The sequence below is a fragment of the Variovorax sp. efr-133-TYG-130 genome, assembly GCF_030208835.1.
In the GTDB taxonomy this organism is placed as follows: Bacteria; Pseudomonadota; Gammaproteobacteria; order Burkholderiales; family Burkholderiaceae_C; genus Variovorax.
On record NZ_JARVTD010000054.1, the window covers coordinates 1 to 23,397 of the forward strand.

The 23,397-nt window shown below is 68.9% G+C and carries 20 protein-coding genes; 7 read left to right on the forward strand and 13 right to left on the reverse strand.

The features are described from left to right. Positions 1-85: 85 nt before the first annotated feature. The 6 genes from QRN67_RS32690 to QRN67_RS32715 are packed head-to-tail and all read right to left on the reverse strand — an operon-like array spanning position 86 to position 6,267. Positions 86-445: an AzlD domain-containing protein gene (locus tag QRN67_RS32690; RefSeq protein ID WP_285415190.1), complete on the reverse strand. Its 360-nt coding sequence runs from the start codon at positions 443-445 to the stop codon at positions 86-88. After that, entirely contained in the window at positions 430-1,170 is a 741-nt protein-coding gene (locus QRN67_RS32695) for an AzlC family ABC transporter permease (RefSeq protein ID WP_285415193.1), read from the reverse strand. Before QRN67_RS32695 ends, QRN67_RS32690 begins: the two co-directional genes overlap by 16 nt. Beyond that, positions 1,167-2,804 (reverse strand): dipeptide ABC transporter ATP-binding protein, encoded by a 1,638-nt coding sequence (locus tag QRN67_RS32700; protein ID WP_285415195.1) that lies wholly within the window; start codon positions 2,802-2,804, stop codon positions 1,167-1,169. Before QRN67_RS32700 ends, QRN67_RS32695 begins: the two co-directional genes overlap by 4 nt. 12 nt (positions 2,805-2,816) lie before the next feature. Next, the gene (locus tag QRN67_RS32705) at positions 2,817-3,689 is read right to left on the reverse strand and encodes an ABC transporter permease (protein ID WP_081266502.1); all 873 of its coding nucleotides are present in this window, start codon (positions 3,687-3,689) and stop codon (positions 2,817-2,819) included. A gap of 21 nt (positions 3,690-3,710) precedes the next feature. After that, positions 3,711-4,652 (reverse strand): ABC transporter permease, encoded by a 942-nt coding sequence (locus QRN67_RS32710; protein ID WP_081266501.1) that lies wholly within the window; start codon positions 4,650-4,652, stop codon positions 3,711-3,713. 4 nt (positions 4,653-4,656) lie between these two features. Continuing rightward, the gene (locus tag QRN67_RS32715; protein WP_285415198.1) at positions 4,657-6,267 is read right to left on the reverse strand and encodes an ABC transporter substrate-binding protein; all 1,611 of its coding nucleotides are present in this window, start codon (positions 6,265-6,267) and stop codon (positions 4,657-4,659) included. A 157-nt stretch (positions 6,268-6,424) separates the two neighbouring features. Here QRN67_RS32715 and QRN67_RS32720 point away from each other — a divergent pair, with 157 nt between their 5' ends. Genes QRN67_RS32720 through QRN67_RS32735 form a run of 4 tightly spaced genes read left to right on the forward strand, consistent with a single transcriptional unit; the run spans position 6,425 to position 11,115 of the window. Next, entirely contained in the window at positions 6,425-7,855 is a 1,431-nt protein-coding gene (locus tag QRN67_RS32720) for an aminotransferase-like domain-containing protein (protein WP_106935047.1), read from the forward strand. 54 nt (positions 7,856-7,909) lie between these two features. Further along, on the forward strand, positions 7,910-8,542 hold the full coding sequence (locus QRN67_RS32725) for a GNAT family N-acetyltransferase (RefSeq protein ID WP_285415201.1): 633 nt from the start codon (positions 7,910-7,912) through the stop codon (positions 8,540-8,542). Between the two features lie 42 nt (positions 8,543-8,584). Then, complete coding sequence (locus QRN67_RS32730; protein ID WP_285415203.1) at positions 8,585-9,289, forward strand: response regulator transcription factor; 705 nt, start codon at positions 8,585-8,587, stop codon at positions 9,287-9,289. Then, positions 9,199-11,115 (forward strand): sensor histidine kinase, encoded by a 1,917-nt coding sequence (locus QRN67_RS32735; protein ID WP_285415205.1) that lies wholly within the window; start codon positions 9,199-9,201, stop codon positions 11,113-11,115. Before QRN67_RS32730 ends, QRN67_RS32735 begins: the two co-directional genes overlap by 91 nt. A gap of 11 nt (positions 11,116-11,126) precedes the next feature. Here QRN67_RS32735 and QRN67_RS32740 read toward each other — a convergent pair whose 3' ends face one another. Further along, positions 11,127-11,951, reverse strand: coding sequence for an undecaprenyl-diphosphate phosphatase (locus tag QRN67_RS32740; protein ID WP_285415207.1), 825 nt, complete (start codon positions 11,949-11,951; stop codon positions 11,127-11,129). Between the two features lie 154 nt (positions 11,952-12,105). Here QRN67_RS32740 and QRN67_RS32745 point away from each other — a divergent pair, with 154 nt between their 5' ends. Next, entirely contained in the window at positions 12,106-12,993 is an 888-nt protein-coding gene (locus QRN67_RS32745) for a hypothetical protein (protein ID WP_285415208.1), read from the forward strand. Here QRN67_RS32745 and QRN67_RS32750 read toward each other — a convergent pair. Genes QRN67_RS32750 through QRN67_RS32760 form a run of 3 tightly spaced genes read right to left on the reverse strand, consistent with a single transcriptional unit; the run spans position 12,982 to position 15,943 of the window. Beyond that, positions 12,982-13,626: an aspartate/glutamate racemase family protein gene (locus QRN67_RS32750; RefSeq protein WP_285415210.1), complete on the reverse strand. Its 645-nt coding sequence runs from the start codon at positions 13,624-13,626 to the stop codon at positions 12,982-12,984. The two genes, QRN67_RS32745 and QRN67_RS32750, sit on opposite strands and share 12 nt — an antisense overlap. A 13-nt stretch (positions 13,627-13,639) precedes the next feature. Beyond that, positions 13,640-14,554, reverse strand: a complete 915-nt coding sequence (locus QRN67_RS32755) for a transporter substrate-binding domain-containing protein (RefSeq protein WP_285415212.1) — start codon at positions 14,552-14,554, stop codon at positions 13,640-13,642. 54 nt (positions 14,555-14,608) lie between these two features. After that, positions 14,609-15,943, reverse strand: a complete 1,335-nt coding sequence (locus tag QRN67_RS32760; RefSeq protein ID WP_285415214.1) for an aspartate aminotransferase family protein — start codon at positions 15,941-15,943, stop codon at positions 14,609-14,611. Positions 15,944-16,090: 147 nt separating this feature from the next. Here QRN67_RS32760 and QRN67_RS32765 point away from each other — a divergent pair, with 147 nt between their 5' ends. Continuing rightward, positions 16,091-16,957 (forward strand): MurR/RpiR family transcriptional regulator, encoded by an 867-nt coding sequence (locus QRN67_RS32765; protein WP_285415216.1) that lies wholly within the window; start codon positions 16,091-16,093, stop codon positions 16,955-16,957. A gap of 18 nt (positions 16,958-16,975) precedes the next feature. Here the strand turns inward: QRN67_RS32765 and QRN67_RS32770 are convergent, their stop codons facing one another. Beyond that, positions 16,976-17,665 (reverse strand): GntR family transcriptional regulator, encoded by a 690-nt coding sequence (locus tag QRN67_RS32770; RefSeq protein ID WP_285415222.1) that lies wholly within the window; start codon positions 17,663-17,665, stop codon positions 16,976-16,978. Positions 17,666-18,009: 344 nt separating this feature from the next. On the opposite strand from QRN67_RS32770, the gene QRN67_RS32775 reads away from it, so the two are divergent. Next, a complete protein-coding gene (locus tag QRN67_RS32775) occupies positions 18,010-18,375 on the forward strand; it encodes an SPW repeat protein (RefSeq protein ID WP_081266493.1) in 366 nt (121 codons plus the stop codon). Positions 18,376-18,436: 61 nt separating this feature from the next. Here QRN67_RS32775 and QRN67_RS32780 read toward each other — a convergent pair whose 3' ends face one another. Further along, positions 18,437-19,933, reverse strand: a complete 1,497-nt coding sequence (locus QRN67_RS32780) for an efflux transporter outer membrane subunit (RefSeq protein ID WP_285415218.1) — start codon at positions 19,931-19,933, stop codon at positions 18,437-18,439. Positions 19,934-19,943: 10 nt separating this feature from the next. Further along, the gene (locus QRN67_RS32785) at positions 19,944-23,243 is read right to left on the reverse strand and encodes an efflux RND transporter permease subunit (RefSeq protein WP_285415220.1); all 3,300 of its coding nucleotides are present in this window, start codon (positions 23,241-23,243) and stop codon (positions 19,944-19,946) included. Positions 23,244-23,397 lie beyond the last annotated feature (154 nt).

Sequence of the window (23,397 nt, forward strand, 5' to 3'; positions counted from 1 at the left end):
GGCCGGGGGACATTCGCGGAGCAAGGTACCCCGTCGGCGTGAGCGCGCCCCGAACAACGATGCGAAACATCGACAGCAAGGTACATCAAGCCCACCCGAACCCCAGTCGCAGAAGCATCAGCGTACCCGTGCCGACAAGAATCGTCCCGGTCACGTCGTTTCGCCGAACGAGGTAGTAGGTCAATGCGGCGGCCACTGCAAAGAGCCGCGCATCGTGCCAGTCGGCCAGCATGCGCCCGTTGCTCAGGAACACGTCGGGCACCACCATCGCCAGCAGCGCCGCCACCGGCGCATGGCGCAGCCCGCGCCACAGCCAGCCCGGCAACTTCGGCTCGCTGTCGGGCAGCAGGAAGAAGCTGCGCGTGAGCACCGTCACCCCCACCAGCGCGCCCACGGCCAGCCACACGTACACATCGTGCCCCAGGTGCATCAGCGCGTACCCCACCGGCGGTCGGCCAAGGTGCCGGCCGCGAAAGCCGTGGCGATCGCGGCCACCACATTGAGGCCCATCGGCCATGAGGCCGTGGCCAGCGCCACCATGCCGGCCGCCAGCGCGGAGCAGCGCACCGCGCGGTCGGTGAGCATCGGCAGCGCGAGGGCCAGCAGCGCCAGCACGCCGATGAAACGCAGGCCCCATGCGGCGGGAATGGCGTCGGCCAAGAAGATGCCCGCGAGCGACGCCACATGCCACGCCGCCCAGTTGGTCAGCGCGAGGCCGAGGAAGTAGCCCTGCTGGCGCACCGTCGTGCGCCCGGAAGGCGGAGGCTGCGGGTGGCGCTGCACGAACTGGGCATACACCGGGTCGCCCGCAAGGTACGACAGCAGCACCCGCTGCATCCTGCGGTGGCCGCCGAAGTAGCGGCGCCAGTTCACGCTGAACACCACGAAGCGCAGGTTGAGCACGCACGCGGTCGCCACGATCACCCACAGCGGCGCCCCGGCCGCGATGAGCGGCAGGCAGGCCAGCTGCGACGCGCTCGCGAACACCAACAGCGACATGGCCAGGATCACGCCCAGCCCGACGCCGCTCTTGGCCATGGCCACGCCCGCCACCAGCCCCATGGCCATGGTGCCGAGCGCTGCACCCGCGATGTCGCGCCGCCCTTCGGCGAAGGCACCGCGCCAGACGGGATCGGCCATCGATGCGCGCCAGGCGCTCCAACGGCTCACCGTGCGCTCGCGAGTTCCGCACGCGGCGCGGCCGCCAGCAGCCGCCGCGTGTAGTCGTTGGCCGGCGCGCCGAACACCTGCCCCGTGGGGCCCTGCTCCACGATGCGGCCCTGGCTCATCACGATCACGCGGTCGCACAGTTGCGCCGCCACGCGCAGGTCGTGCGTGATGAACAGAATGCCCAGCCCCAGGTCGCGCTGGATCTCGCGCAGCAAATCAAGGATCTGCGCCTGCACCGACACGTCGAGCGCCGACACGGCCTCGTCGGCCACCAGCACCTGCGGCTGGCAGGCAATGGCGCGCGCAATGGCCAGGCGCTGGCGCTGGCCGCCGGAGAACTGGTGCGGATAGCGGTCGAGCGCGGTGCGCGGCAGCTGGATGCGGTCCATCAGCTCCTCGGCGGTCTGGCGCGCATGCAGCTTGCTCAGCCCGAAGTTCATGGCGCCCTCCACCATCGACGAGCCCACCGTGCGGCGCGGGTTGAGCGAGCGGTTCGGGTCCTGGAACACCACCTGCACCCGCGAGCGCAGCGGCCGCAGCCGGCCCTCGGGCAGGTCGCGCACTTCGGCGTCGCCCCAGAGGATGCTGCCCGCGCTGGGCGAAATCAGCCGGATCATGCAGCGCGCGAAAGTCGACTTGCCCGAGCCCGATTCGCCCACCACGCCGACCGTCTCGCCGCGATGCACGGCCACGCTGGCGTCCTGCAGCGCGGTGTTGTGCTTCGCGCGGCCGAGCCAGTCGCGCCGCGTGTAGATCTTGCCGACGCCTTGCCCCGCCAGCAGCGGCTTGCCGCCTGGGAGTTCGCGCGCGGGCGGCGGGGTCATGCCGGGCACCGCGTCCAGCAGCATGCGGGTGTAGGCCTCGCGCGGGTTGAGCAGCACCTGTTCGCACGGGCCCTGCTCCACCAGCGCGCCGCGGTGCATCACCATCACGTCGTCGGCAATCTCGGCGACCACGCCCATGTCGTGCGTGATGAAGAGCACGGCGCTGCCCTGCTCGGCCTGCAGCTCGGCGATGAGCTTGAGGATCTCGGCCTGAGTGGTCACGTCCAGCGCGGTGGTCGGCTCGTCGCAGATCAGCAGGCGCGGCTTCAGAATGATGGCCATCGCGATCACGATGCGCTGGCGCTGCCCGCCCGAGAGCTGGTGCGGGTAGCTGCCGTGGATGCGCGCCGGGTCGGGCAGCCGCACGCGCTCGAAGATCGAAAGGATGTGCGCCTTGCGCTCGGCCGCGCCCCACGCGGTGTGCGTGCGCAGCAGTTCGTCGACCTGCTCGCCGCAGGTGAGCACCGGGTTCAGCGCGGTCATCGGCTCCTGGAACACCATGCCCATGCCGGTGCCGCGCAACTGGCGCAGCCGCTTGTCGGAGGTGAAGCGGCCGTTGTCGACCAGCTTCTCGCCCGAAAGGACCACATCGCCGCCCGCGAGCACCAGGCCCTTGGCCAGCAGCCCCATCACGGTGGTGGCCAGCACCGACTTGCCCGAGCCGGACTCGCCCACGATGCACAGCGTGCGCCCTGCCTCGATGCGCAGGTCGAGATGCTCGATGGCATGCGGCCGGTCGGCATCGGAGGGCAGCGCGACCCGCAGGCCGCGCACTTCGAGGATGGCGGCGCTTCGATTGGAATCAGTCATTGGATCGGCGCCTCACACGCGCTTGGAAAACTTTGGATCGAGCACGTCGCGCAGGCCGTCGCCCAGCATGTTGATGGCCAGCACCGTGGGCACCAGGAACAGCGCGGGAAACAGCACGTTGCCGGGGCTCTGCGAAAACTGCACGCGGCCCTCGGCCATGATGTTTCCCCAGGTCGGTACGTCCGACGGCAGGCCCAGGCCGAGGAAGCTCAGGATCGCTTCGGTCAGCACGGCCGAAGCCGCGATGAAGGTGCCCTGCACGATCAGCGGCGCCAGCGCGTTCGGCAGGATGTCGCGCCACAGGATGGTCGCGTCGGCCGTGGCCAGCGCACGCGCGGCCTCCACGAAGGGCTCGTCGCGCAGGCTCATCACCAGCGCCCGCACCAGCCGGGTCACGCGCGGCACCTCGGGCACCGCAATGGCCAGGATCACGGTCGGCAGGCTGGCGCCCAGCACCGCCACCAGCGTGATGGCGAGCAGCACGGCGGGGATGGCCATCACGCCGTCCATCACGCGCATCAGCACCGCGTCGACGGCGCGGAAGTAGCCGGCCAGCATGCCCAGCAGGCAGCCGAAGGCAATGGCGACGAAGGCGGTGAACAGGCCCACCGTCATCGAGATGCGGGTGCCATAGAGCACGCGGCTCCAAACGTCGCGCCCCACGCTGTCGCTGCCCATCCAGAAGGTGTGGGCGAACTGCGCGCCGTCGGGCATGGTCACCTGCCCCGCGGTGCCCGCGCCCACCGAAATGAAGCTCGGGTCCATGGCGGAAGGATCGAAGGTACCTAGCCAGGGCGCGAACACGCCCAGCAGCGCCAGCACGGCCAGCACGACGACGCCGCCGCGCACGGCGGTGTTGCGCCAGAGTCTTTTCAGGGTGCTCATGTCAGTCAGTCACTCACTCAATCAATAGCGGATGCGCGGATCGATGAAGAGATAGCTCAGGTCCACCAGCAGGTTGACGGCCACGTACACCACCGCGAAGAACAGCACCACGCCCTGCAGCACCGGAAAGTCGCGGTTGAGCACCGCGTCGACCGTGAGCTGGCCCAGGCCCGGAATCGCGAACACCGTTTCGGTGACCACCACGCCGCCCAGCAGCAGCGCCGCGCTCACGCCGATCACCGTGACCACCGGCACCGCCGCGTTGCGCAGCGCGTGGTGCTTGAGCACTTCCAGCTCGGTGATGCCCTTGGCGCGCGCGGTGCGGATGTAGTCTTCGGTCAGCGCCTCGCTCACCGCCGCCCGCGTGACGCGCGACAGCAGCGCCACGTAGGTGATGGCCAGCGTGAGGCACGGCAGCACCAGCTGGTTCAGCCACGGCCCCACGCCGTCGGCGATGCGCCGGTAGCCCTGCACCGGAAACCACTGCAGCTTCATCGCCAGCAGGTAGATCAGCACATAGCCGACCACGAACACCGGCACCGAGAACCCGGCCACCGAGAACGCCATGACGGCCTTGTCGAGCCAGCCGCCCATGCGCCATGCGGCCAGCGTGCCCAGCGGCAGCGCGATGGCCACCGCCAGCAGCAGCGTGCCGCCGGCCAGCGAGAGCGTGGGCTCCATGCGCTGGCCGATGAGCTCGGTCACCGGCTTGTTCAGGAAGAACGAGAAGCCCAGGTCGCCGTGCAGCACGCCGTTGCACCAGATCGCGAACTGCTCCCACAGCGGGCGGGTCAGGCCCAGCTGCACGCGGATGCGGTCCAGGTCTTCGTTGGTGGCGCTGTTGCCGCCGATCACGGCCGCCGGGTCGCCGGGGGTGAGGCGCACGATCATGAAGATCGCGAGCGCCACCACCAGCAGCACCGGCAGCGTGGCGAGCAGGCGCTTGCCGAGGAACGTGAGCATGGGCTTATTGCTTCTTGATGTTCCAGTACACCTGCGCGCCGGCCGGCACCAGGCCGCTCACGTTCTTGCGCACCGCGGCGGGCTGGTTGTACTGGCCGACAGGCACGTGCGTGGCGGTCTCGAAGGCGCGCAGCTGCGCGGCCTGCGCCAGCTTCTTCTTGTCGGCGTCGGTCTTGGCCTGGGCGAACTGCACCTTGATCTCTTCGAGCTTGGGGTCGTTCTGCCAGCCGAACCAGCCCTTGTCGCCGCTGGCGTTCATCATGGCCATGGTGATCGGGTTGAGGATGTCCGAGGCGGTCCACGAGGTCATGAACGCGCTCCAGCCGCCGGCCGAGGGGGCATCCTTCTTGGCGCGGCGCGCCACCAGGGTGGACCAGTCCATCGACTGCATGTCGACCTTGAAGCCGGCCTGCTCCAGCTGCTGCTTGGCCACCAGCGGCAGCTTGCCGATGGTCGGGTTGTCGGTCGGGCGCATCAGCACCACGGGCTCGCCCTTGTAGCCGGCCTCCTCGAGCAGGGCCTTGGCCTTCTGCGGGTTGGCCACGCCGGTGTAGTCGCCGGTCTGCTCCGATTCGAACAGCGTGCCGCACGGGAACATGCTCTTGCAGTAGCGTGTGAGGCCCGGCGTGCCCACCTGCGTGCGCAGGAAGGCTTCCTGCCCCAGCGCCAGCAGTGCGGCGCGGCGCACCTTCTCGTTGTTGAACGGCGGCTGCAGGAAGTTGAAGCGCAGGATGAACTGGTTGCCCGCGGGCTGCGCGTCGATCAGCTTGATGTCGGGGTTGGTGCGCAGCGTGGCGTATTGCTCGAAGGCGGGCTGCTCGAGGATGTCGGCCTCGCCGTTGAGCAGCGCATTCATCTGCGTCTGCGCGTCGCGGATGATGAGCCACTCCACGCGGTCCACGTACACGTTCTTGCCGCCGGCCGTGCCCGAGGGCGCCTCGGCGCGCGGCTTGTAGCGCGTGTTCTTGGTGAACACCACGCGCTCGCCGGGGCGGAACTCGTCGGCCTTGAAGACGTAGGGGCCGGAGCCGATCGACTCCTTGATCTGCGTGTCGCCCGAGGTGTCGGCAATGCGCTTGGGCATGATGAACGGCACGTTCGACGAGGGCTTGCCCAGCGCTTCGAGCACCAGGCCGAAGGGCTCCTTCAGCACGATGGAAAAGGTCTTGGCATCGGGCGTCTCGTAGCGCTCCGTCACCTTGGCGAGCTGCGCGCCGAAGGTGTCGCGGCTCGCCCAGCGCTTGATGGAGGCGACCGCGTCCTCGCTGGTGACGGGCTTGCCGTCGTGGAACTCCAGGCCGTCTCGCAGCGTGAAGGTCCAGGTCTTGTTGTCGGGCGACACCTTCCACTTGTCGACCATCTGCGGCTTGATGTGGCCTTCGAGGTCGGTGGCGAAGAGCGTGTCGTACACCATGTATCCGAAGTTGCGCGTCACGTAGGCGGTGGTCCAGATCGGGTCGAGCACGGTGATGTTGCTGCTCGGAATGATCTTGAGCGTGGTGGTCTGCGCCACGGCGGGAACGACGGCCGCGCCGGCCAGGAGCACGGCGGCGCCCCATCGGGCAAGGCGGCGCGACAACACGGCGCGCGAAGGCGAAAAGAGCTGCGGTTGCATGTGATTTCCTGAAGACGGCAAGGGCTCCATTGAGTCATCTGACAGGACAAATGCATATATACAGTTTGAATCGTCTGTAGTAGAACAGTCGCTCGCCTGCCCCGTGTTTGTCCCCGTGTTGGGGTTTTTCGTGCACACGAAGCGTGCACGCCTTGCCGTGATCACTGTCAATCCTTCGCTGCCCGCGCCGCTGGTTCGCCAGCTCTACGACGCCCTGCTGGCGCAGATCGCCTCCAGCGCCATGAAGCCCGGCGACAAGCTGCCTTCGGTGCGCGCGCTCGCCACCGACTGCGGCGTGAGCACCATGACCGTCACCAACGCCTACCAGCGGCTGGTGGCCGAGGGCCATGTCGAGGCGCGGCGCGCCAGCGGCTACTACGTGGCCGAGGCCGAGCGCTCGGCCACGCGGCGCAAGCCTTTCCTGGGGCGCACCTCGGTCGACTCGCTGTGGCTGCTGAAGCATGTGTATGAAGACGACCGCACGCTGCTGAACGCGGGCTGCGGCTGGATCCCGCCCGAGATGCTGCATATGGACGGTGTGCGCCGCGCGCTGGCCGCGCTGTCGCGCAAGCCGGGCACCGGCATCGCGAGCTACGGCACGCCCTATGGCTACCTGCCGCTGCGCCAGCAGATACAGACGCTGCTCGCGCAGCAGGGCATCGAGACCGCGCCGCACCAGATCGTGCTGACGCACGGCGCCTCGCAGGCGCTGAACCTGGTGGCGCGCTGCTTGCTGCAGCCGCGCGACGTGGTGCTGGTCGACGAGCCCGGCTCCACCAACCTGTACGCGATGCTGCGCTCGCTGGACCTGAAGCTGGTGGGCGTGGAGCGCACCGTGAACGGCCCCGACCTCGCGGCGCTGCAGGCGCTGGCGCAGCGCCACGGCGCCAAGGCCTTCTTCACGTCCGGCAACCTGCACAACCCCACGGGCAGCCAGTGCACGCCGGCCGTGGCGTACCAGATGCTGCGGCTGGCGGAGCAGCTCGACTTCCACATCGTCGACAACGACGTGATGGCCGGCCTGGAGCCGCCGGGCGCGGCCACCCCGCTCGCGAGCCTCGACCGGCTGCGCCGCGTGATCCATGTCGGCAGCTTCTCCAAGACGGTGTCGCCCGCGCTGCGCGTGGGCTTCGTCGCCTGCAGCGAGGAGTTCGCCGAGAAGATGATCCTGCAGAAGATGGTCAACAGCCTCACCACCTCGGAGCTCACCGAGCGGCTGCTGCACGGCGTGCTGGTCGAGGGCCGGTACCGCGCCCACGTGGCGAAGCTGGCCGAACAGCTGCAGGCGGCGCAGCGCACGGTGTGCGACCGGCTGGAAGCGGCCGGCATGCAGCTGTTCACGCGGCCGGCGGGCGGGCCGTTTCTGTGGGCACGCTTCGAGCGCGACGATGTCGACATGCGCGCGCTGGCGCAACGCGCCATTGCCGAGAGCTTTCTGCTGGCGCCGGGCGACCTCTTTCGCACCGATCTGCGGCCCACGCCGTGGCTGCGCTTCAACGTGGGCTACGCCGACGACCCGAAGCTGTACCGCTTCCTGGCGCAAGAAGCGAAAAGGCTGCGCTCCAAGGCCAAGGCGGACCCGGCCTGAGGCAGACGCGGCAAACCCGGAAAAGGGGTTGCCCTGCCTAGAATCGCGCGGGTCATGAAGAAGCCTGAATCCGAATTCCCCTCCACGCCCGCGCTGGCCGACGCACTGATCGTCGATCCCTTCTATCTCGCGATCTCCGTCGATTTCGAGCACGACATGGCCGCCCGCAAGGCGGTGCTGGCCTCCTACTTCGGCTACTCGCTGGGCGAGGCTGAGCGAACCGGGCGCTGCCTGGCGACGGAAGACGGCCGGCTCGGCGCGGCCGCCTGGCTGCTGCCGCGCGCGGCGGCGGTGGACACGGCCGAATCGGCGGCGAAGAACGAATTCCTCCTGGCCACGCTGGGCCCGCGAGGCCACGGCAACTACCACCGCATCGTCGAATTCATGGCCGCGCGTGCGCCGGCCGTGGTGCCGGAAGGCGCCTGGTATCTGTCGATCCTGGGCGTCTCTCCCGCCGCGCAGGGGCGCGGACTGGGCGCCCGGCTGCTGGCGCCGACGCTGGCCGAGGTCGACGCGGCGGGCGTGCCCTGCTTCCTGGAAACCTTCACGCCGCGCAGCGTGGCGTTCTACGAGCGGCTGGGCTTTCGCACGGCGGCGCGGCACCTGGAGCCGGTCACGAGTTCGCCGTACGCGATCATGTGCCGCCTGCCCGGGACATACTTGGCGTCCAGCACGGAAAATGGCTGATCCGTTCCAACCCTCGCGCCGCGCCGGCCGAAGAGCCCTCGAATGTCCCGAGCCCCTGTCGAAGACGCAGAACCTGTCTCGCTGAGCCCCGCCCTCATCGTCGAGGACGACCCGGCCATGCAGGAGCGCCTGCGCCACGTGCTGTCCACGCTCGGCTGCGACGGGAACCGCATCGCGGTTGCCGACAGCGTCGCGGGGGCGCGGCAACTGCTCGGCGAACATGAGTACGGCGTGGTGCTGGTGGACATCGGCCTGCCCGACGGCAGCGGCGTGGAACTGATCGGCTGGTTGCGGGCGCACCACCCGCGCGTGCCGGCGGTGGTGATCTCGGCCTGGCGCACCGAGGAAATCATCTTTGCGGCTCTGCGCGCGGGCGCCATCGGCTATTTGCTGAAGGAGCGCGACGACGTCGAACTCGGCATTGCGCTGCGCAGCATCCAGCAAGGCGGCGCGCCCATCGACCCGAGCATCGCGCGCCACATCCTCGGCTGGCTCGCGACGCAGCAGCCACCGGCCGACGCACAGGCCAGCGCCCCCGGCGAAGCGGCGCCGGCCGCGCTGACGCGCCGCGAGCACAAGATCCTCGAGCTCGTGTCGCAGGGCCTGAGCAACCGCGACATGGCAGAGTCGCTGTCGATCTCCAGACTGACCGTGGAATGCCACACCAAGAACATCTACCGCAAGCTGGCCGTCAACTCGCGCACCGAAGCCGTCTTCCAGGCGCGGCGGCATGGCTTGCTGCGCTGACGGGCGCGCTGCTCCTCTTCCTTCTTGCAGCCCCCGCGGCCTTTGCCCAGGCCGGCGCGGAGGCCCCCGCGCTGCGCGTGGAGGCCGTGCGCGGCAACGGCTGGAACGACACGGCCCCGCCCGCCGAGGGCTGGACGCCCGTCACCCTGCCCGACAGCTGGGCCGCGCGCTGGCCGGGCTTCGACGGCGTGGTCTGGTACAGGCTGACCTGGGACCAGCCCGCGCAGGTGCACGAAGCCGGCCTGCTGCTGCACTACCTGAACATGGCCGGCGAGGTGTCGCTCAACGGCACGCCGATTTCGCGCGACGACAGCCTGGTCGAGCCGCTCACGCGCGCCTGGAACACGCCGCGCTACTGGCTGCTGGCACCGCCGCTGCTCAGGCCCGGCACCAACACGCTGCTGGTGCGGGTATCGGGCCTGTTCGCCTACCAGGCCGGGCTGGGGCCGGTGAGCCTGGGCACGCCGGCCGCGATGCAGGCGGATTTCGAGCGGGAGCGCCTGATCCGCCGCGACCTGCAGGTGCTGGGGCTGGCCGTGAGCGCAGCGGCCTCGGCCTTCTTCGCCGCGCTGTGGCTGCTGCGCCGGCGCGAGACGGCCTACGGCTGGTTCGCGCTGATGTCGGTGCTGTGGCTGCTGTTCGGCTACAACCAGATCGCGACCAGCCCCTGGCCCTTTGCCAGCAACCACGGCTGGCAGGCGCTGAACGTTTCCCTGCTGCTGGTGTTCGGCGTGTCTTACGTGGTCTTCGCGCTGCGCTTCTGCGGGCGGCGCATGCCGCGCCTGGAGGGCGCGGCGCTGCTGCTGGCGATGGCCGGCGTGCTCGACCTGTGGCTGGCGCCCGGTGCCGACCTGATCGCGCACCGCGCCGTCTGGACCCTGGTGGGCGGGCTCACGGTCATGGCCGTGAACGGCACCGCCATCGTGCATGCCCTGCGCCACCGCGACAGCCCGATGCGCCCGCTCGCCCCGTTCATGGCGGTGTCGGCGCTCACCGATGCGCACGACCTGCTGGTGTTCACGCAGATCATCGACAGCAACACCTACTACACGACGATGTCCTCGTACATCCTGCTGCTGGGCATGGCGCTGACGCTGGCCGCGCAGTTCGTGAAGAGCCTCGAGCGCATCGAGAACTTCAACACCGAACTCATCGAGGAAGTGAACGCCGCCAAGGCCGAGCTGGCCGCCACGCTGGCGCAGCAGCATGCGCTGGAGCTGACGCATGCGCGCATCGGCGAGCGTGTGAACCTGGTGAGCGACCTGCACGACGGGCTCGGCGGCATGCTGGTGGGCAGCATCGCCAAGCTGGAGCGCACGCCCGGGGACCTCGGCGCGCCCGAGCTGCTCGCCATGCTCAAGCATCTGCGCGACGACCTGCGGCTGATCATCGACGCCACCGGCCGCGACGACGGCGCCCGCGCGCTGGGCGAGCTGCTGGCGCCGATGCGCTACCGCAGCGCGCAGCTGCTGGAGGCCAACGGCATCGACTGCCGCTGGAGCGTGTCGAACATCGAGACGCTCGAGCTGCCCGCGTCACAGAGCCTCGACCTGATGCGCTTCCTGCAGGAGGCGTTGACCAACGTGCTCAAGCACAGCGGCAGCCGGCGCGTGGACGTGAGCGTGGCGCGCGCCGGTGCGGAGCTTCGGCTCAGCGTGCGAGACGACGGCCGGGGCTTTGCCGTGGAAAGCATGGAGAAGGCCGCCGGCGCCGGCTTGCGCAGCCTGCATGCCCGCGCGCGGCGGCTCGGGGCGCAGCTGCAGCTGCAGTCACGGCCCGGCGAAACGCATGTGCTGCTGCGCATGCCGCTGGCCGCGCAGGCCTGAACGGCACTGCCTCAGTCGGCCCAGACCACCTTGCCGGTCCACGCCGTGGCCAGCACGACGATGCCGAACACGATGCGATACCAGGCGAACGGAACGAAGTTGTGGGTGCTGATGTAGCGCAGCAGCCAGCGCACGCACAGCCACGCACTCACGAACGAGAACACCAGCCCCACGGCGAACAGCGGAATGTCGGCCACCGACAGCAGCGCGCGCTCCTTGTAGAGGCTGTACACGCCCGCGCCGATGAGCGTCGGGATGGCCAGGAAGAAGGAGAAGTCGGTCGCCGCCTGCCGCGACAGCCCCAGCAGCATGCCGCCGATGATGGTCGAGCCGCTGCGGCTGGTGCCGGGGATCATCGCGAAGCACTGCACCAGGCCGACCTTGAGCGCGTCCCAGGGCGTCATGTCGTCCACGTGCTCGATGCGCACCGAGCCCGGCGGCCGCTTTTCGGCCCAGAGAATGATGAAGCCGCCGATGATGAAGGTGCTTGCCACCACGGTCGGGATGAACAGGTGCGCCTTGATGACCTTGCCGAACAGCAGGCCAAGCACCACCGCCGGCAGGAAGCCGATGAAGATGTTCAGCGCCAGCCGCTGCGCCCGGGGCTGCCGGGGCAGCGCGACCACGGTCGACCTGATCTTTTCCCAGTAGACCAGCACCACCGCCAAGATCGCGCCGGTCTGGATGGCGATGTCGAAGACCTTGGCCTTGTCGTCGTCGAAGCCGAGCAGCGAGCCGGCAAGAATGAGGTGGCCGGTCGACGAGATCGGCAGGAATTCGGTCAGCCCCTCCACGATGCCCATGATGGCGGCCTTGACCAGCAAAACGATGTCCACGCGTACTCCTTGAAAGAGCCGCAATTATCACGATGGCGCCGGCGGCCGGCGTTCAGGTGCAGGTCAGCATACCTAGTTCAGGTGATATGCCGCGGCGCCGCGTTGACCCATAGTGGAAACCGCCCGGACAGGTTGATCCGGGGGAGTTTCACCGATGCCCACCTCCACCCTCGCGGACCGCCTCGAAGAGCATGTCTCGACTGCCGAAGACCATGGCGAAGACCGCCGCAAGAACGCGCGGGACATCGAGGAGGAGCAGTGCGCATCGATGCGGCGGGTGGTCCGGGCCACCGGCGCCTCGGCCGGCGAGTTGCGCCAACTGATGCAACGGCTGCGCGAGATCGACCGCGCCGGCCACGGCACCGGCATCGTGGCGCAGGGGCACATTGCCGCCGACCGCATGGAATCGGTCATGCAGGAGCTGGACCTGGGTGACGGCATCGCCGCCGGACAGCGCACCGACGCGGCCCAGAGCATCGACTTCTGGCTGCTCGAGCCGCTGGACCCGGCGCACGACAAGAAGTGGTACGCCCGCTGGAAGTTCTGGAGCTTCATCCTCGGCGCAGCCGCGCCCGAGGTCTCGCTCACCCTTCAGGGGCTGGCCCTGCGCCCGACCGAGCCCGGCGACGCGCATGCCGACCTGGTGGCCAAGGCGCGCAAGGTGCTCGAGAGCTGGCGCCGCACCTCCGAGGCGCTGTTCTGGGGCGCCTTCGAGTGCTATGTGCGGCAGCAGTCGTTCTCGCTGGAGACGCAGGCCTACCTGCTGCGCTGCATTGCCGCCGTCTTCGCGGGCGACCCGATGAAGCTGTCGAACGCGCAGAGCGAGGAGCTCACACGCATCCTCGCAGACACCTACTGCGACGCGCTCGGCACGTCGGCGACCATGCCTTCGGCGGACATCTACCGGCGCCTGTCGCAGGGCCTGGAGGGCACCGACCGCGAGAGCCTGATCACGCGCCGGCTGGGCCGCGGCGATGCGGCGCAGATCGCGATGACGGCGCTGTTCTCGGTCATCGAAAACACGCGCGCCTCACGCTGCTGAGCGCCGGCGCAGCGCGCGCACCGCGCTGTCGACGGTAGTCAGCACCGGCAGGCCGCTGGCCGCTTCGCAGGCGGCGCGCGCCCGCGCCATGCTGAACTGCGCCAGCGCCACGCGCGTGCAGCCGCGCTCGCGCAATGCGGCGGCCCGGGCGGCGATGAGCGCGTCGTGCCGCTGCACGTCGCCGGCGTTCAGCGCATCGAGCGCGCCTTCGGCCAGCGCGAGTTCGAGCAGCGTTCCTTGCGGGAATTCGGGCGGCATCGACGCCAGCGTGGGCGCGAAGGTGGCGATCAGCCCCAACCGGCCCTGCCCTTGCGCCGCCTCGTCGATCATGGCCTCGTTGGGCTTGAGCACCGGAATGCCCGCATGCCGCCGCGCCACCGCCTCGATGCAGGGCCCGAAGGCCGAGCAGGTGAAGAGAATGCCGCGCGCCCCGGTGTCCACCGCGTACTGCGCCAGGCGCTGGAAGCGCTCGTGCATCGCCTCGTCGAGCCCCTTGCCGCCCCGCGCGAGATCGGCCGAGAGGCTGTCGTCGAGCAGGTTCATGCGCTGCGCCCCGGGCCAGTCGCGCGCGAAGGCCTCGTTGATGGGAGCGACGGAGTGCGAGAGCGCGTGGATCAGGGCAATGCGGGTCATGGGGTCGTCGGCGTCAGATGCCTTTGGACGAGGGATTCGCGAACGCGTCCCTCGTCTCTGCGTTGAGCGGGTAGTTGATGTTGATGCCCTTCGGCGGAATCGGCGACATGAACCACCGCGCGTAGAGCTTCTCCATCTCGCCCGACTTCATCATGCCCGACACCACGCGGTCGACCAGCGCCTTGAAGGCCGGGTCGTCCCTGCGGAACATCAGCGACTGGTTCTCGGTGCGCAGGCTTTCGCCGGTGATGGTGAAGTCCTTCGGGTTGCGCGCATTGGCGAGCTGGCCGGCCAGCAGGATGTCGTCAAGCACGAAGGCATGGGCGCGGCCGCTTTCCACCAGCAGGAAGGAATCGCTGTGGTCCTTGCCCGGGAGGTTGGTCACGTCGAGGCCGCGGCCGCGGTCGGCTTCGCGCAGCAGCCGGAACGAGGTGGTGCCGCTGGTGGTGGCCACCGTCTTGCCTTGCAGGTCGGCGATGCTCTTTATGCCCGAATCGGCCTTGACCAGCATGCGCACGTTGTAGCGGAAGATGTCCGGCGAGAACGCCACCTGCTTCTGCCGCTCGACCAGGTTGGTGGTGGAGCCGCACTCGATGTCGACCGTGCCGTTCTGCACCAGCGGGATGCGGTTGGCGGAGGTCACGGCCTGGTACCTGATGTCGATGTTCGGCATCTTCAATTCCGTCTTCAGCGCGTCGACGATGCGGTTGCAGATGTCGATGCTGTAGCCGATCGGCCTGAGGTTGCCGTCGAGGTAGGAGAAGCCGAATGACGACTCGCGGTAGCCGAAGGTGATGGCGCCGCTGGCCTTGATCTTGGCGAGCGTGTCGCTCTCCTGCGCCTGTGCTGCGCCCAGGGGCAGCAGGGACGCGAAAACCAGCGCGAACGCGGCGGCACCGCATGAAGACAGCGGACGAAGCTTGGGCATGAAACGCTCCTCGGAACGACGGTTGAAGAAAAAAGCGAAGGGGGAAAGCGGCGCTCAGCGCGCGGCGGCGCGCGTCACGGCGTCGATCGATTCGGCCAGGCGCTCGACGATCCGCCGCAGGTCTTGCCGGGTGGCGATGAAGGGCGGCGCCAGCAGCACGTGGTCGCCCTGCCGACCATCGACCGTGCCGCCGAAGGGGTAGCACAGCAGGCCGCGCGCCATCGCGTCTTTCTTGACGGCCGCATGGACCTTGAGCGCCGGGTCGAACGGCGTCTTGTCCGCGCGGTCGGCCACCAGCTCGAGGCCCCAGAAGAAGCCGCGGCCGCGGATGTCGCCCACGTGCGGATGCGCGCCCAGCGCCTCGGCCAGCATGGCACCGAAGACGATGCCGTCCTCGCGAACCTTTGCAACGAGGCCGTCGCGCCGTATCACCTGCTGCACCGCGAGCGCGGCGGCGCAGGCCATCGGATGGCCGAGATAGGTGTGACCGTGCTGGAAGAAGCCGCTGCCCTTGGACATGGCCTCTACGATGCGGCGCTGCGCCAGCACCGCGCCCACCGGCTGGTAGCCGCCGCCCAGCCCCTTGGCGATGGTCATCAGGTCCGGCACCACCCCTTCCTGCTCGCAGGCGTGCAGCGTGCCGGTGCGGCCCATGCCGCACATCACCTCGTCGAGGATCAGCAGCACGCCGTATTTGTCGCAGACCTCGCGCACCGCCTTGAAATAACCGGGCACCGGCGCCAGCACGCCGGCCGTGGCGCCGCCCACCGTCTCGGCCACGAAGGCGATCACGCGGCCGGCGCCCTGCGCGAGGATGGTTGCTTCCAGCTCGGCCGCCAGGCGCAGGCCGTACTGCTCGGCGCTTTCGCCGGCGCGCTGCTCGCGATACGGGTAGCACGGCGACACATGCGTGGCCGGCACCAGGATGGGCGCAAAGGGCTCGCGCCGCCACGCGTTGCCGCCTACCGCCAGCGCGCCCAGCGTGTTGCCGTGGTAGCTCTGGCGTCGCGCGATGAAATGGGTGCGCTGCGGCTGGCCGATTTCCACGAAGTACTGGCGCGCCATCTTGAGCGCCGCCTCCACCGCCTCGGAGCCGCCGCTCACCATGTACACGTGGCTCATGCCCCCGGGCGCCGAGCCGATGAGCTCGTCGGCCAGCCGCTCGGCCACGTCGCTCGTGAAGAAGCTGGTGTGTGCATAGGCCAGCGTGTCGATCTGCGCATGCATGGCCGCCAGTACCTCGGGATGCGCATGGCCGAGCGAAGACACGGCCGCGCCGCCCGAGGCGTCGAGGTATTCGCGCCCTTCGCGGTCGCGGATGTACATGCCGTGCGAGCCGGCGGCAACGGGCGGGGTCTGGCGGAGATGGCGGTGGAAGACGTGCGTCATGTCGGGCGGGATCGGTGGATTTTTTTTTGGAACTAACGTTTCGCCCCAATTATTATTTGGAACATTTGTTCCGTCAACTGCCGCGATTGATCTCGTCCGGTACATTTGTTCCAACCGCAACAGAAGCCATCAGGAAGAGACATCGCCATGGGCGCCAAAGACCGGATCCGCGAGCGCTTCAACGAACTGAGCCCCGCGCTGCAGCAAGTGGCGCGCTACGTGCTCGACCACCCGAACGAGGTGGTCACCGGCTCGATGCGCAACGTGGGCACGCGCTCGCAGAGCACGCCCGCCACGCTCGTGCGCTTCGCGCAGACCCTGGGCTTCGAGGGCTGGCCTCAGCTGAAGGAGGCGTTCGCCGCCGACATGGGGCTGGACGCCGACACATACGGCGAGCGCGCCAAGCAGCTGGTCGGCCGCGCCAGCGACAAGAGCCTGACCGGGGAGATGTTCGAGGTGCAGCGCCGCAACCTCGAGGCCACCCACCGCCAGAGCGAGCAGGCGCTGCAGAAGGCCTGCGCGCTGATAGAAAAAGCCCCCGCCGTGCATGCGGCGGGCTTCCGGGCCTGCTTTCCGATCGCTTTTTCGTTCGTCTACGTGTATCGGCTCTTCCGCGACAGCGTGCACCTGGTCGACGGCCAGGGCGGCTCGCTGGAGATGCAGCAGCGCGCCTTCGCCAAGGGCGACGCGCTGGTGGTCGCGAGCTTCGCGCCCTACTCGCGCGAGGCGCTGCAGGTCACGGAGGCGGCCAAGGCGGCGGGCTGCCGCATCGTCGCCATCACCGACAGCGCTGCCTCGCCGCTGTCGCTGCTGGCGGACGAGACGCTGCTGTTCACCATCAGCAGCCCATCGTTCTTCCCGTCGGTCGCGGCCGGCGTTGCGTTGACGGAAGCACTGGTCGAACTGCTGGCCAGCCGCGCGGGCAAGCCGGGTATCCGGCGCATCGACCAGGCCGAAGCACAGTTGTTCGAATCGGGGGCGTACCTGGTGCCGCCGGCGGTGCGCGGAGGCTGAAACCCCGGGCCGAGCGGGTCAGGCCAGCGCGCGCACCCGGCCGCTCTGCTTGCCGAGGTGGCGCACCAGCAGGTCGCGGTTGGCGGTGATGTGCTCGCGCATGAGCGCCTCGGCGTCGACGGCTTCACCGCGGCTGAGCGACTCGACGATCTGGCGGTGTTCTTCCAGCGCGCGCTCGGCCTGCGCGCGGTGGTAGAGCGGCAACGACGCGTCGCGGTTGTGCGGGCGCAGATTGCTGTCGAAGATGATCGGCAGCTGGTAGGCGCGGCCTACCGCTTCGCTCAGCCAGCGGTTCTCGGCCAGCATCAGCAGCTTGCGGTGGAATTCGAGGTTCAGGTCGTGCCAGCGCGTGGCGCGTTCGTCGCTCCAGCCCTCGGAGCGCATCACCTCGTGCTGCTCTGCGAGCATGGCCACCAGTTGTTCCAGCGCGGAGCCGTCCAGCCCGCGCTCGCCGACGATGCGGCAGCCCATGCCTTCGAGGTTGGCGCGCACGCTGAAGGCGTCGAACACGTCCTTGGCGTTGAAGCGGCGCACCTGGAAACCCTTGTTCGGCAGATAGACCAGCAACCCCTCGTCGGCCAGCCGCGCCATCGCGCCGCGCACAGGCGTGCGCGACACGCCCAACTCGTTGGCGAGGGTGATCTCCATCAGGTGGGAACCGGGTGCGATCGCACCGTCGAAGATGCGATTGCGCAGCGTATCGGCCACGGACAACGCGCGTGTCCGGGAGGTATCTGGGGGGGTCATCGGAAATCGGAAACGGTGCGCCCGGGATCGGGCCGCGCGGATGGTACGGCCCGGTATCAAAGCTTCATATCCCCGATTTCCGTAAAAATCAGTTTTCGGACTTTTTCGATGAACAGGCAAAAATTTATAACATTTACTAACACATTTAAGAATAATCACTGTAGTCGTACTTGGGAAGTACTAAACGGCACCTTTTAGGTGCATTTTTTTATGTTTCTGCCCGGCGAAGCCTGAAAAACGGAACTGCGTTCTGAAATGCAGGTCAAAAACTGGCGCGATGCCTTGTCGCGACAGGAGTAACAGCCATGAAACAAGTCAAGCATTGGCAGGATCCAGTCAACGCCGTCGCCGGCGCGTGGCTCATCGTCTCGCCCTGGGTCCTGGGTTTTTCGGACATGCAGTCCGCGATGTGGACGATGGTGGCGACCGGCATCGTGCTGGGCGCCGTGGCGCTGGGCGCGACCTTCGTGCCGCGACAGTGGGAAGAATGGACCGAGGTCGCGCTGGCGGCCTGGCTCGCGGTGTCGCCCTGGCTGGTCGGGTTCCGCGGCTCGGAAACGGCCTTGATCAACGCAGTGCTCGTGGCCGCGGTGATCCTGGTGCTGGCGCTGTGGGTGCTGGTGACCGACAAGGACTATCTCGGCCATGCGATGGACCGTCCGGCGCACTGACCGGCGACGCGTCATCGGAACGTGACCCGGCGCCCCCGACAGGGGCCGGGTGATCAGGCGATCACGGCCTGGCGGCTGAGGCCGGTGAGGCCGGCAAGGCGGCAGGCTGCCCTGGCTGCGCCCCGCCTTCCATCCAGCCCGCATGCCAGCCGCCGCCGAGCGCCTGGATCAGCGAGACGGCAGCAAGCTGCCGGTTGAGCTGCACCTGCACCAGCGTGCGCCGCGCGTTCAGTGCAGCCACCTGGGCAGTCACCACGTCGGTGTAGGCCACCAGGGCCGAGCGGTACTGGTTGAGCAGGATCTGCTCGGTCTTGTCCGCGGCCGCGGAGGCCTCGCGGTACATGCCCTCCTGCTGCGCCAGCGTGGCGCCCGCAGTGAGCTGGTCTTCCACGCCCTGGAACGCGGCGAGCACGGTCTGGCGATAGCGCGCCACGCTGGCGTCGTAGCTGGCCTTTGCCGCGTCCACGCTGGCCGAGATGGCGCCCGCGTCGAACAGCACCTGCGCCGCCGACAGGCCGAGCGACCAGAGCGAATTCGACGCATTGAACAGGTCGCCGACCCGGCTGGCGCTGCCGCCGACTGCCGCGCTGAGGTTGAAGCTCGGGAAATAGGCGGAACGCGCAATGCCGATCTGCGAGTTGGCCGAGGCCACCGAGCGCTCGGCGGACGCAATGTCGGGCCGGCGCTGCAGCAGGGTCGAAGGCACGCCGGTCGGAATGCCGGGCACCGTCTGCTTCCACGCCGCGGGCGGCAGGCTGAAATCGGCCGGCACCGCGCCCACCAGCATCGCGATGGCGTGCTCGTAGGTGGCGCGGTTGCGCACCAGCGACAGGCGCGTGGCGCGGGCCGTGGCCAGCTGGCTCTGCGCCTGCAGCACGTCGGACTGCGCGGCGATGGCGGCCTTGTAGCGGTTGCTGGTGATGGTGTAGGCGCGTTCGTAGCCTTCGATGGTCTGGTCGAGCAGCCCGATCTCCACGTCGGCCTCGCGCAGCGACAGGTAGTTGGTGGCCAGGTTGCCGATGGCGGACAGGCGCGCCGATGCCAGGTCGGCCTCGCTGGCCTGCGCATTGGCCGACGCGCTGTTCACCGACTCGCGCAGCCGGCCCCAGACGTCGGGTGCCCAGGTCGCGTCGAGCGTGGCGGAGAAAGCGTTGGAAGGGCTGGTGCTGCCCGTGTCCGAGCGCCTGCCGGATCCGTTGAGCGACACCTGCGGGAACAGCCCCGCGCGCTGCCCGCGTACCAGCGCCTGCGCATTGGCGTAGTTGGCGACCGCCGCGGCGATGTTCTGGTTCGACACCTGCACCCGCGAGGCCAGCTCGTCGAGCGTCGGGTCGCCGAACAGCTTCCACCACTCGCCGCGGTCCAGCGCGTCGGCCGGCGCGGCGGGCAGCCAGCCTTCGGCGGCCTTCTGCTCTTTCCAGTCGTTGGGCAGTGCGGTCACGGGCTGGTGGTAGAGCGGGCCGACCGAGCAGCCCGCGAGCAGCGCGGCCAGCGCGAGCGCCGAAAGCGAAAGGCGGCCCGGCGCGCGGAAAGGAGAAGAAGGAAGCAGTGCTTTCATGGCGATGGTCTCAGGCGGTCGTGGCACGGCTCAGTTCGTGTTCGTGGGCGCTGCGGCGGCGCAGCTTGTCCAGCAGCAGGTAGACCACCGGCGTGGTCAGCAGGGTCAGCATCTGGCTGGCGATCAGCCCGCCGATGATGGCCACGCCCAGCGGCCGGCGCAGCTCGGCGCCTTCGCCGAAGCCGATGGCCAGCGGCAGCGCGCCCAGCGCGGCGGCCATGGTGGTCATCAGGATCGGGCGGAAGCGCAGCAGGCAGGCCTCGCGCACCGCCTCCAGCGGGCTGAGGCCGCGCGAGCGCTCGGCCTCCAGCGCAAAGTCGATGATCAGGATGGCGTTCTTCTTGACGATGCCGATCAGCAGGAACACGCCGATCAGCGCAATGATCGAGAACTCCATGCGGAACATCAGCAGCGCCAGCACCGCACCCACGCCGGCCGAAGGCAGCGTCGACAGCACGGTGATCGGGTGCACCAGGCTCTCGTAGAGGATACCCAGCACGATGTAGATGACGACCAGCGCCGCCAGGATCAGCATGGCCTGCTGGCTCTGCGACTGCTGCGCGCTCGCCGCCGTGCCCGCGAACGCGCCGCGCACGTTGGTCGGCATGGCGATGTTGGCCTCGGCCTTGGCGATGGCTTCGCGGGCGTCGCCAAGGTTGGCGCCTTCCACCAGGTTGAATGAGATGGTGGTCGCCAGTTCGCCGTCCTGGTGGCTGACCGAAGTGGCCACGGAGCTTTCGTAGAACTTCGCCACCGCGGACAGCGGCACCAGGGACGTGGCCGTGTTGCTCAGCACGTTGCCCGACGAGGCATTGCGCAGCGCCGGGTTGGCCGACACCGGCACCGAGGTGCTGGACGCGCTCGAACCGGAAGCCGCGGCCGTGCCCGTGCCCGTCTTGCTGCCCGACTGCGCCGAGTTGGAAGTCGTGGTCGGCGCCGCGACCTGCGTGGTCACCGCCTGCCCCGCCACCACCGTGGTCCTGGTGGCCGGCACATACACGTCGCTCAGCGCATTGGGGCTGAGCGTGTAGCGCGGCGCCCATTCCATGATCACGTGGTACTGGTTGAGCTCGGTGTAGATAGTCGCGACCTGCCGCTGGCCGAAGGCGTTGTACAGCGCGTTGTCCACGGCGGTGGAGGTCACGCCGAGCCGGTTCGCGGTGTTCTTGTCGACCTGCGCCATGGTCTCGACGCCGTTCTCGGTCTGGTCGGTGTCGATGTCGGTCAGCACCGGTTGCAGCTTCATTTCGTCGGCCAGCTTGGAGGCCCAGGTGCGCAGGTCGGCCAGGCTGTCGCTCTTGAGCGTGTACTGGTAGGTCGAGTTGCTGGAGCGCCCGCCCGAGCGCACGTCCTGCACGGTGCCCAGGAACACGCGCAGGCCGGCCACCGCATTGAGCTTGGGCCGCAGCCGCGCGATCACGGCCAGCCCGCTGTCCTTGCGCTGGCTGGCCGGCTTCAGGTTGACGAACATGAAGCCGCCGCCCGCCCGGCTGCCGCCGGTGAAGCCGACCACGGTGTCGACCGCCTCGTCGGCGCGGATGATGTCGACCACCTCGCGCAGCTTGGCGGCCATGGCCTTGGACGAAATGCTCTGGTCGGCGCGCAGGCCGCCGTTGAGCTGGCCGCTGTCCTGCTGCGGGAAAAAGCCCTTGGGCGTGGCGCTGAACAGGTACACGTTGAGCCCGACCACCGCCACCAGGATCAGCATGACCAGCCCCTTGCTGTCCAGCGCCCAGTCGAGGCTGTGCTCGTAGCGCTTGAGCACCCAGTCGTAGCTGCGCGCGGCCATGCGACCCAGGCGACCCTGCGGCTTGTCCTTGTCGTGCTCGCCGCCGGGCTTGAGCATCCAGGCGCACATCATGGGCGTGGTGGTCAGCGAGATGACGAGCGAGATCATCACCGCCGCCGACAGCGTGACCGCGAACTCGCGGAACAGCCGCCCCACCTGCCCGCCCATGAACAGCAGCGGAATGAACACCGCCACCAGCGACACGCTGATCGACAGCACGGTGAAGCCGACTTCCTTGGCGCCCAGCAAGGCCGCCTTCATGCGCGTCATGCCCGACTCGATGTGCCGGCTGGTGTTCTCCAGCACCACGATGGCGTCGTCCACCACGAAGCCCGTGGCCACCGTGAGCGCCATCAGGCTCAGGTTGTTGAGGCTGAAGCCCAGCAGGTACATCACCCCGAAGGTGCCCAGCAGCGCCGCCACCGTGGCCACAGCCGGCACGATGGTCGCGCGCACGCTGCGCAGGAACAGGCTCACCACCAGCACCACAAGGATGACGGAGATGACCAGCGTGAACTCGACTTCGCGCAGCGAGCCGCGGATGGAGTTGGTGCTGTCCGAGGCCACCTGCAGCGTGACGTCGGGCGGCAGCTGCGCCTGCAGCTCGGGCAGCAGCGCGCGCACGCTGTCGACCGTCTCGATGATGTTGGCCGAGGGCTGCCGCGTGATCAGCACGATGATCGCGGGCTCGCCATTGAACAGGCCCAGCGTGCGCGTGTCTTCCACGCCGTCGAGCACCTCGGCCACGTCCTGCAGCCGCACCGCCGCGCCGTTGCGCCAGGCGATGACCATGGGCGCGTAGTCGCTCGCGCGCAAGGCCGGCGTCTGGGTGTAGATCTGCAGCTTGCGGCCCTCGCCCTGCACCATGCCCTTGGGCCGGTTGGCGTTGGAGGCCTGGATGGCGGCGCGCACGTCCTCGGTGCTGATGCCGTAGCGGTTGAGCGCGAACGGCAGCAGCTCGATGCGCACCGCCGGCAGAGAGCCGCCGCCGATTTCGACGTCGCCCACGCCCTCCACCTGCGACAGCCGCTGGCTCACGATGTTGGAGACCGCGTCGTAGATCTGGCCCGGCGTCTTGGTCTTGGAGGTGAGCGCCAGGATGATCACCGGCGACGAGGCCGGGTTCGCCTTGCGGTAGGTCGGGTTGCTGCGCAGCGTGGCGGGCAGGTCGACCCGGCTGGCGCTGATGGCGGCCTGCACTTCGCGCGCGGCGCCGTTGATGTCGCGGCTCAGGTCGAACTGCAGCGTGACGCGCGAGGTGCCGACCGAGCTGGTCGACGTCATCTCGTTGACGCCCGCGATGGTGCCCAGGTGCCGCTCCAGCGGCGTGGCCACGCTGGTGGCCATGGTCTCGGGGCTCGCGCCCGGAATGGACGCGTTGACGGAAATGACCGGGTAGTCGACCTGCGGCAGCGGCGACACCGGCAGCACGAAGAAGGCGGCAATGCCGGCCAGCGCCACGCCGATGGTCAGGAGCACCGTGCCGATGGGGCGGCGCACGAAGGGCAGCGAGAGGTTCATCGCTGGGCTCCTTGCGTTGGGCTGAGGCCGGAAACGCTCCGCTCCTCGGCGCAGCCAGAAGGGCGTTGAAAACCGGACGCGCCATTCCTGCGCTCGGCACGGGGGCGCAGCCGCGCAGCGGCTGTGCCACATGGGGCCGAGCGAAGCAAAGGCC

Excerpts from the sequence above, each read along its gene's own strand:
- QRN67_RS32710 (WP_081266501.1), bottom strand. The coding sequence starts at position 4,652 with ATGCTCACGTTCCTCGGCAAGCGCCTGCTCGCCACGCTGCCGGTGCTG.
- QRN67_RS32750 (WP_285415210.1), bottom strand. The coding sequence starts at position 13,626 with ATGACCCGCATTGCCCTGATCCACGCGCTCTCGCACTCCGTCGCTCCC.
- QRN67_RS32760 (WP_285415214.1), bottom strand. The coding sequence starts at position 15,943 with ATGACGCACGTCTTCCACCGCCATCTCCGCCAGACCCCGCCCGTTGCC.
- QRN67_RS32700 (WP_285415195.1), bottom strand. The coding sequence starts at position 2,804 with ATGACTGATTCCAATCGAAGCGCCGCCATCCTCGAAGTGCGCGGCCTG.
- QRN67_RS32705 (WP_081266502.1), bottom strand. The coding sequence starts at position 3,689 with ATGAGCACCCTGAAAAGACTCTGGCGCAACACCGCCGTGCGCGGCGGC.
- QRN67_RS32735 (WP_285415205.1), top strand. The coding sequence starts at position 9,199 with ATGCCACACCAAGAACATCTACCGCAAGCTGGCCGTCAACTCGCGCAC.
- QRN67_RS32780 (WP_285415218.1), bottom strand. The coding sequence starts at position 19,933 with ATGAAAGCACTGCTTCCTTCTTCTCCTTTCCGCGCGCCGGGCCGCCTT.
- QRN67_RS32715 (WP_285415198.1), bottom strand. The coding sequence starts at position 6,267 with ATGCAACCGCAGCTCTTTTCGCCTTCGCGCGCCGTGTTGTCGCGCCGC.
- QRN67_RS32745 (WP_285415208.1), top strand. The coding sequence starts at position 12,106 with ATGCCCACCTCCACCCTCGCGGACCGCCTCGAAGAGCATGTCTCGACT.
- QRN67_RS32725 (WP_285415201.1), top strand. The coding sequence starts at position 7,910 with ATGAAGAAGCCTGAATCCGAATTCCCCTCCACGCCCGCGCTGGCCGAC.
- QRN67_RS32755 (WP_285415212.1), bottom strand. The coding sequence starts at position 14,554 with ATGCCCAAGCTTCGTCCGCTGTCTTCATGCGGTGCCGCCGCGTTCGCG.
- QRN67_RS32785 (WP_285415220.1), bottom strand. The coding sequence starts at position 23,243 with ATGAACCTCTCGCTGCCCTTCGTGCGCCGCCCCATCGGCACGGTGCTC.
- QRN67_RS32765 (WP_285415216.1), top strand. The coding sequence starts at position 16,091 with ATGGGCGCCAAAGACCGGATCCGCGAGCGCTTCAACGAACTGAGCCCC.
- QRN67_RS32775 (WP_081266493.1), top strand. The coding sequence starts at position 18,010 with ATGAAACAAGTCAAGCATTGGCAGGATCCAGTCAACGCCGTCGCCGGC.
- QRN67_RS32730 (WP_285415203.1), top strand. The coding sequence starts at position 8,585 with ATGTCCCGAGCCCCTGTCGAAGACGCAGAACCTGTCTCGCTGAGCCCC.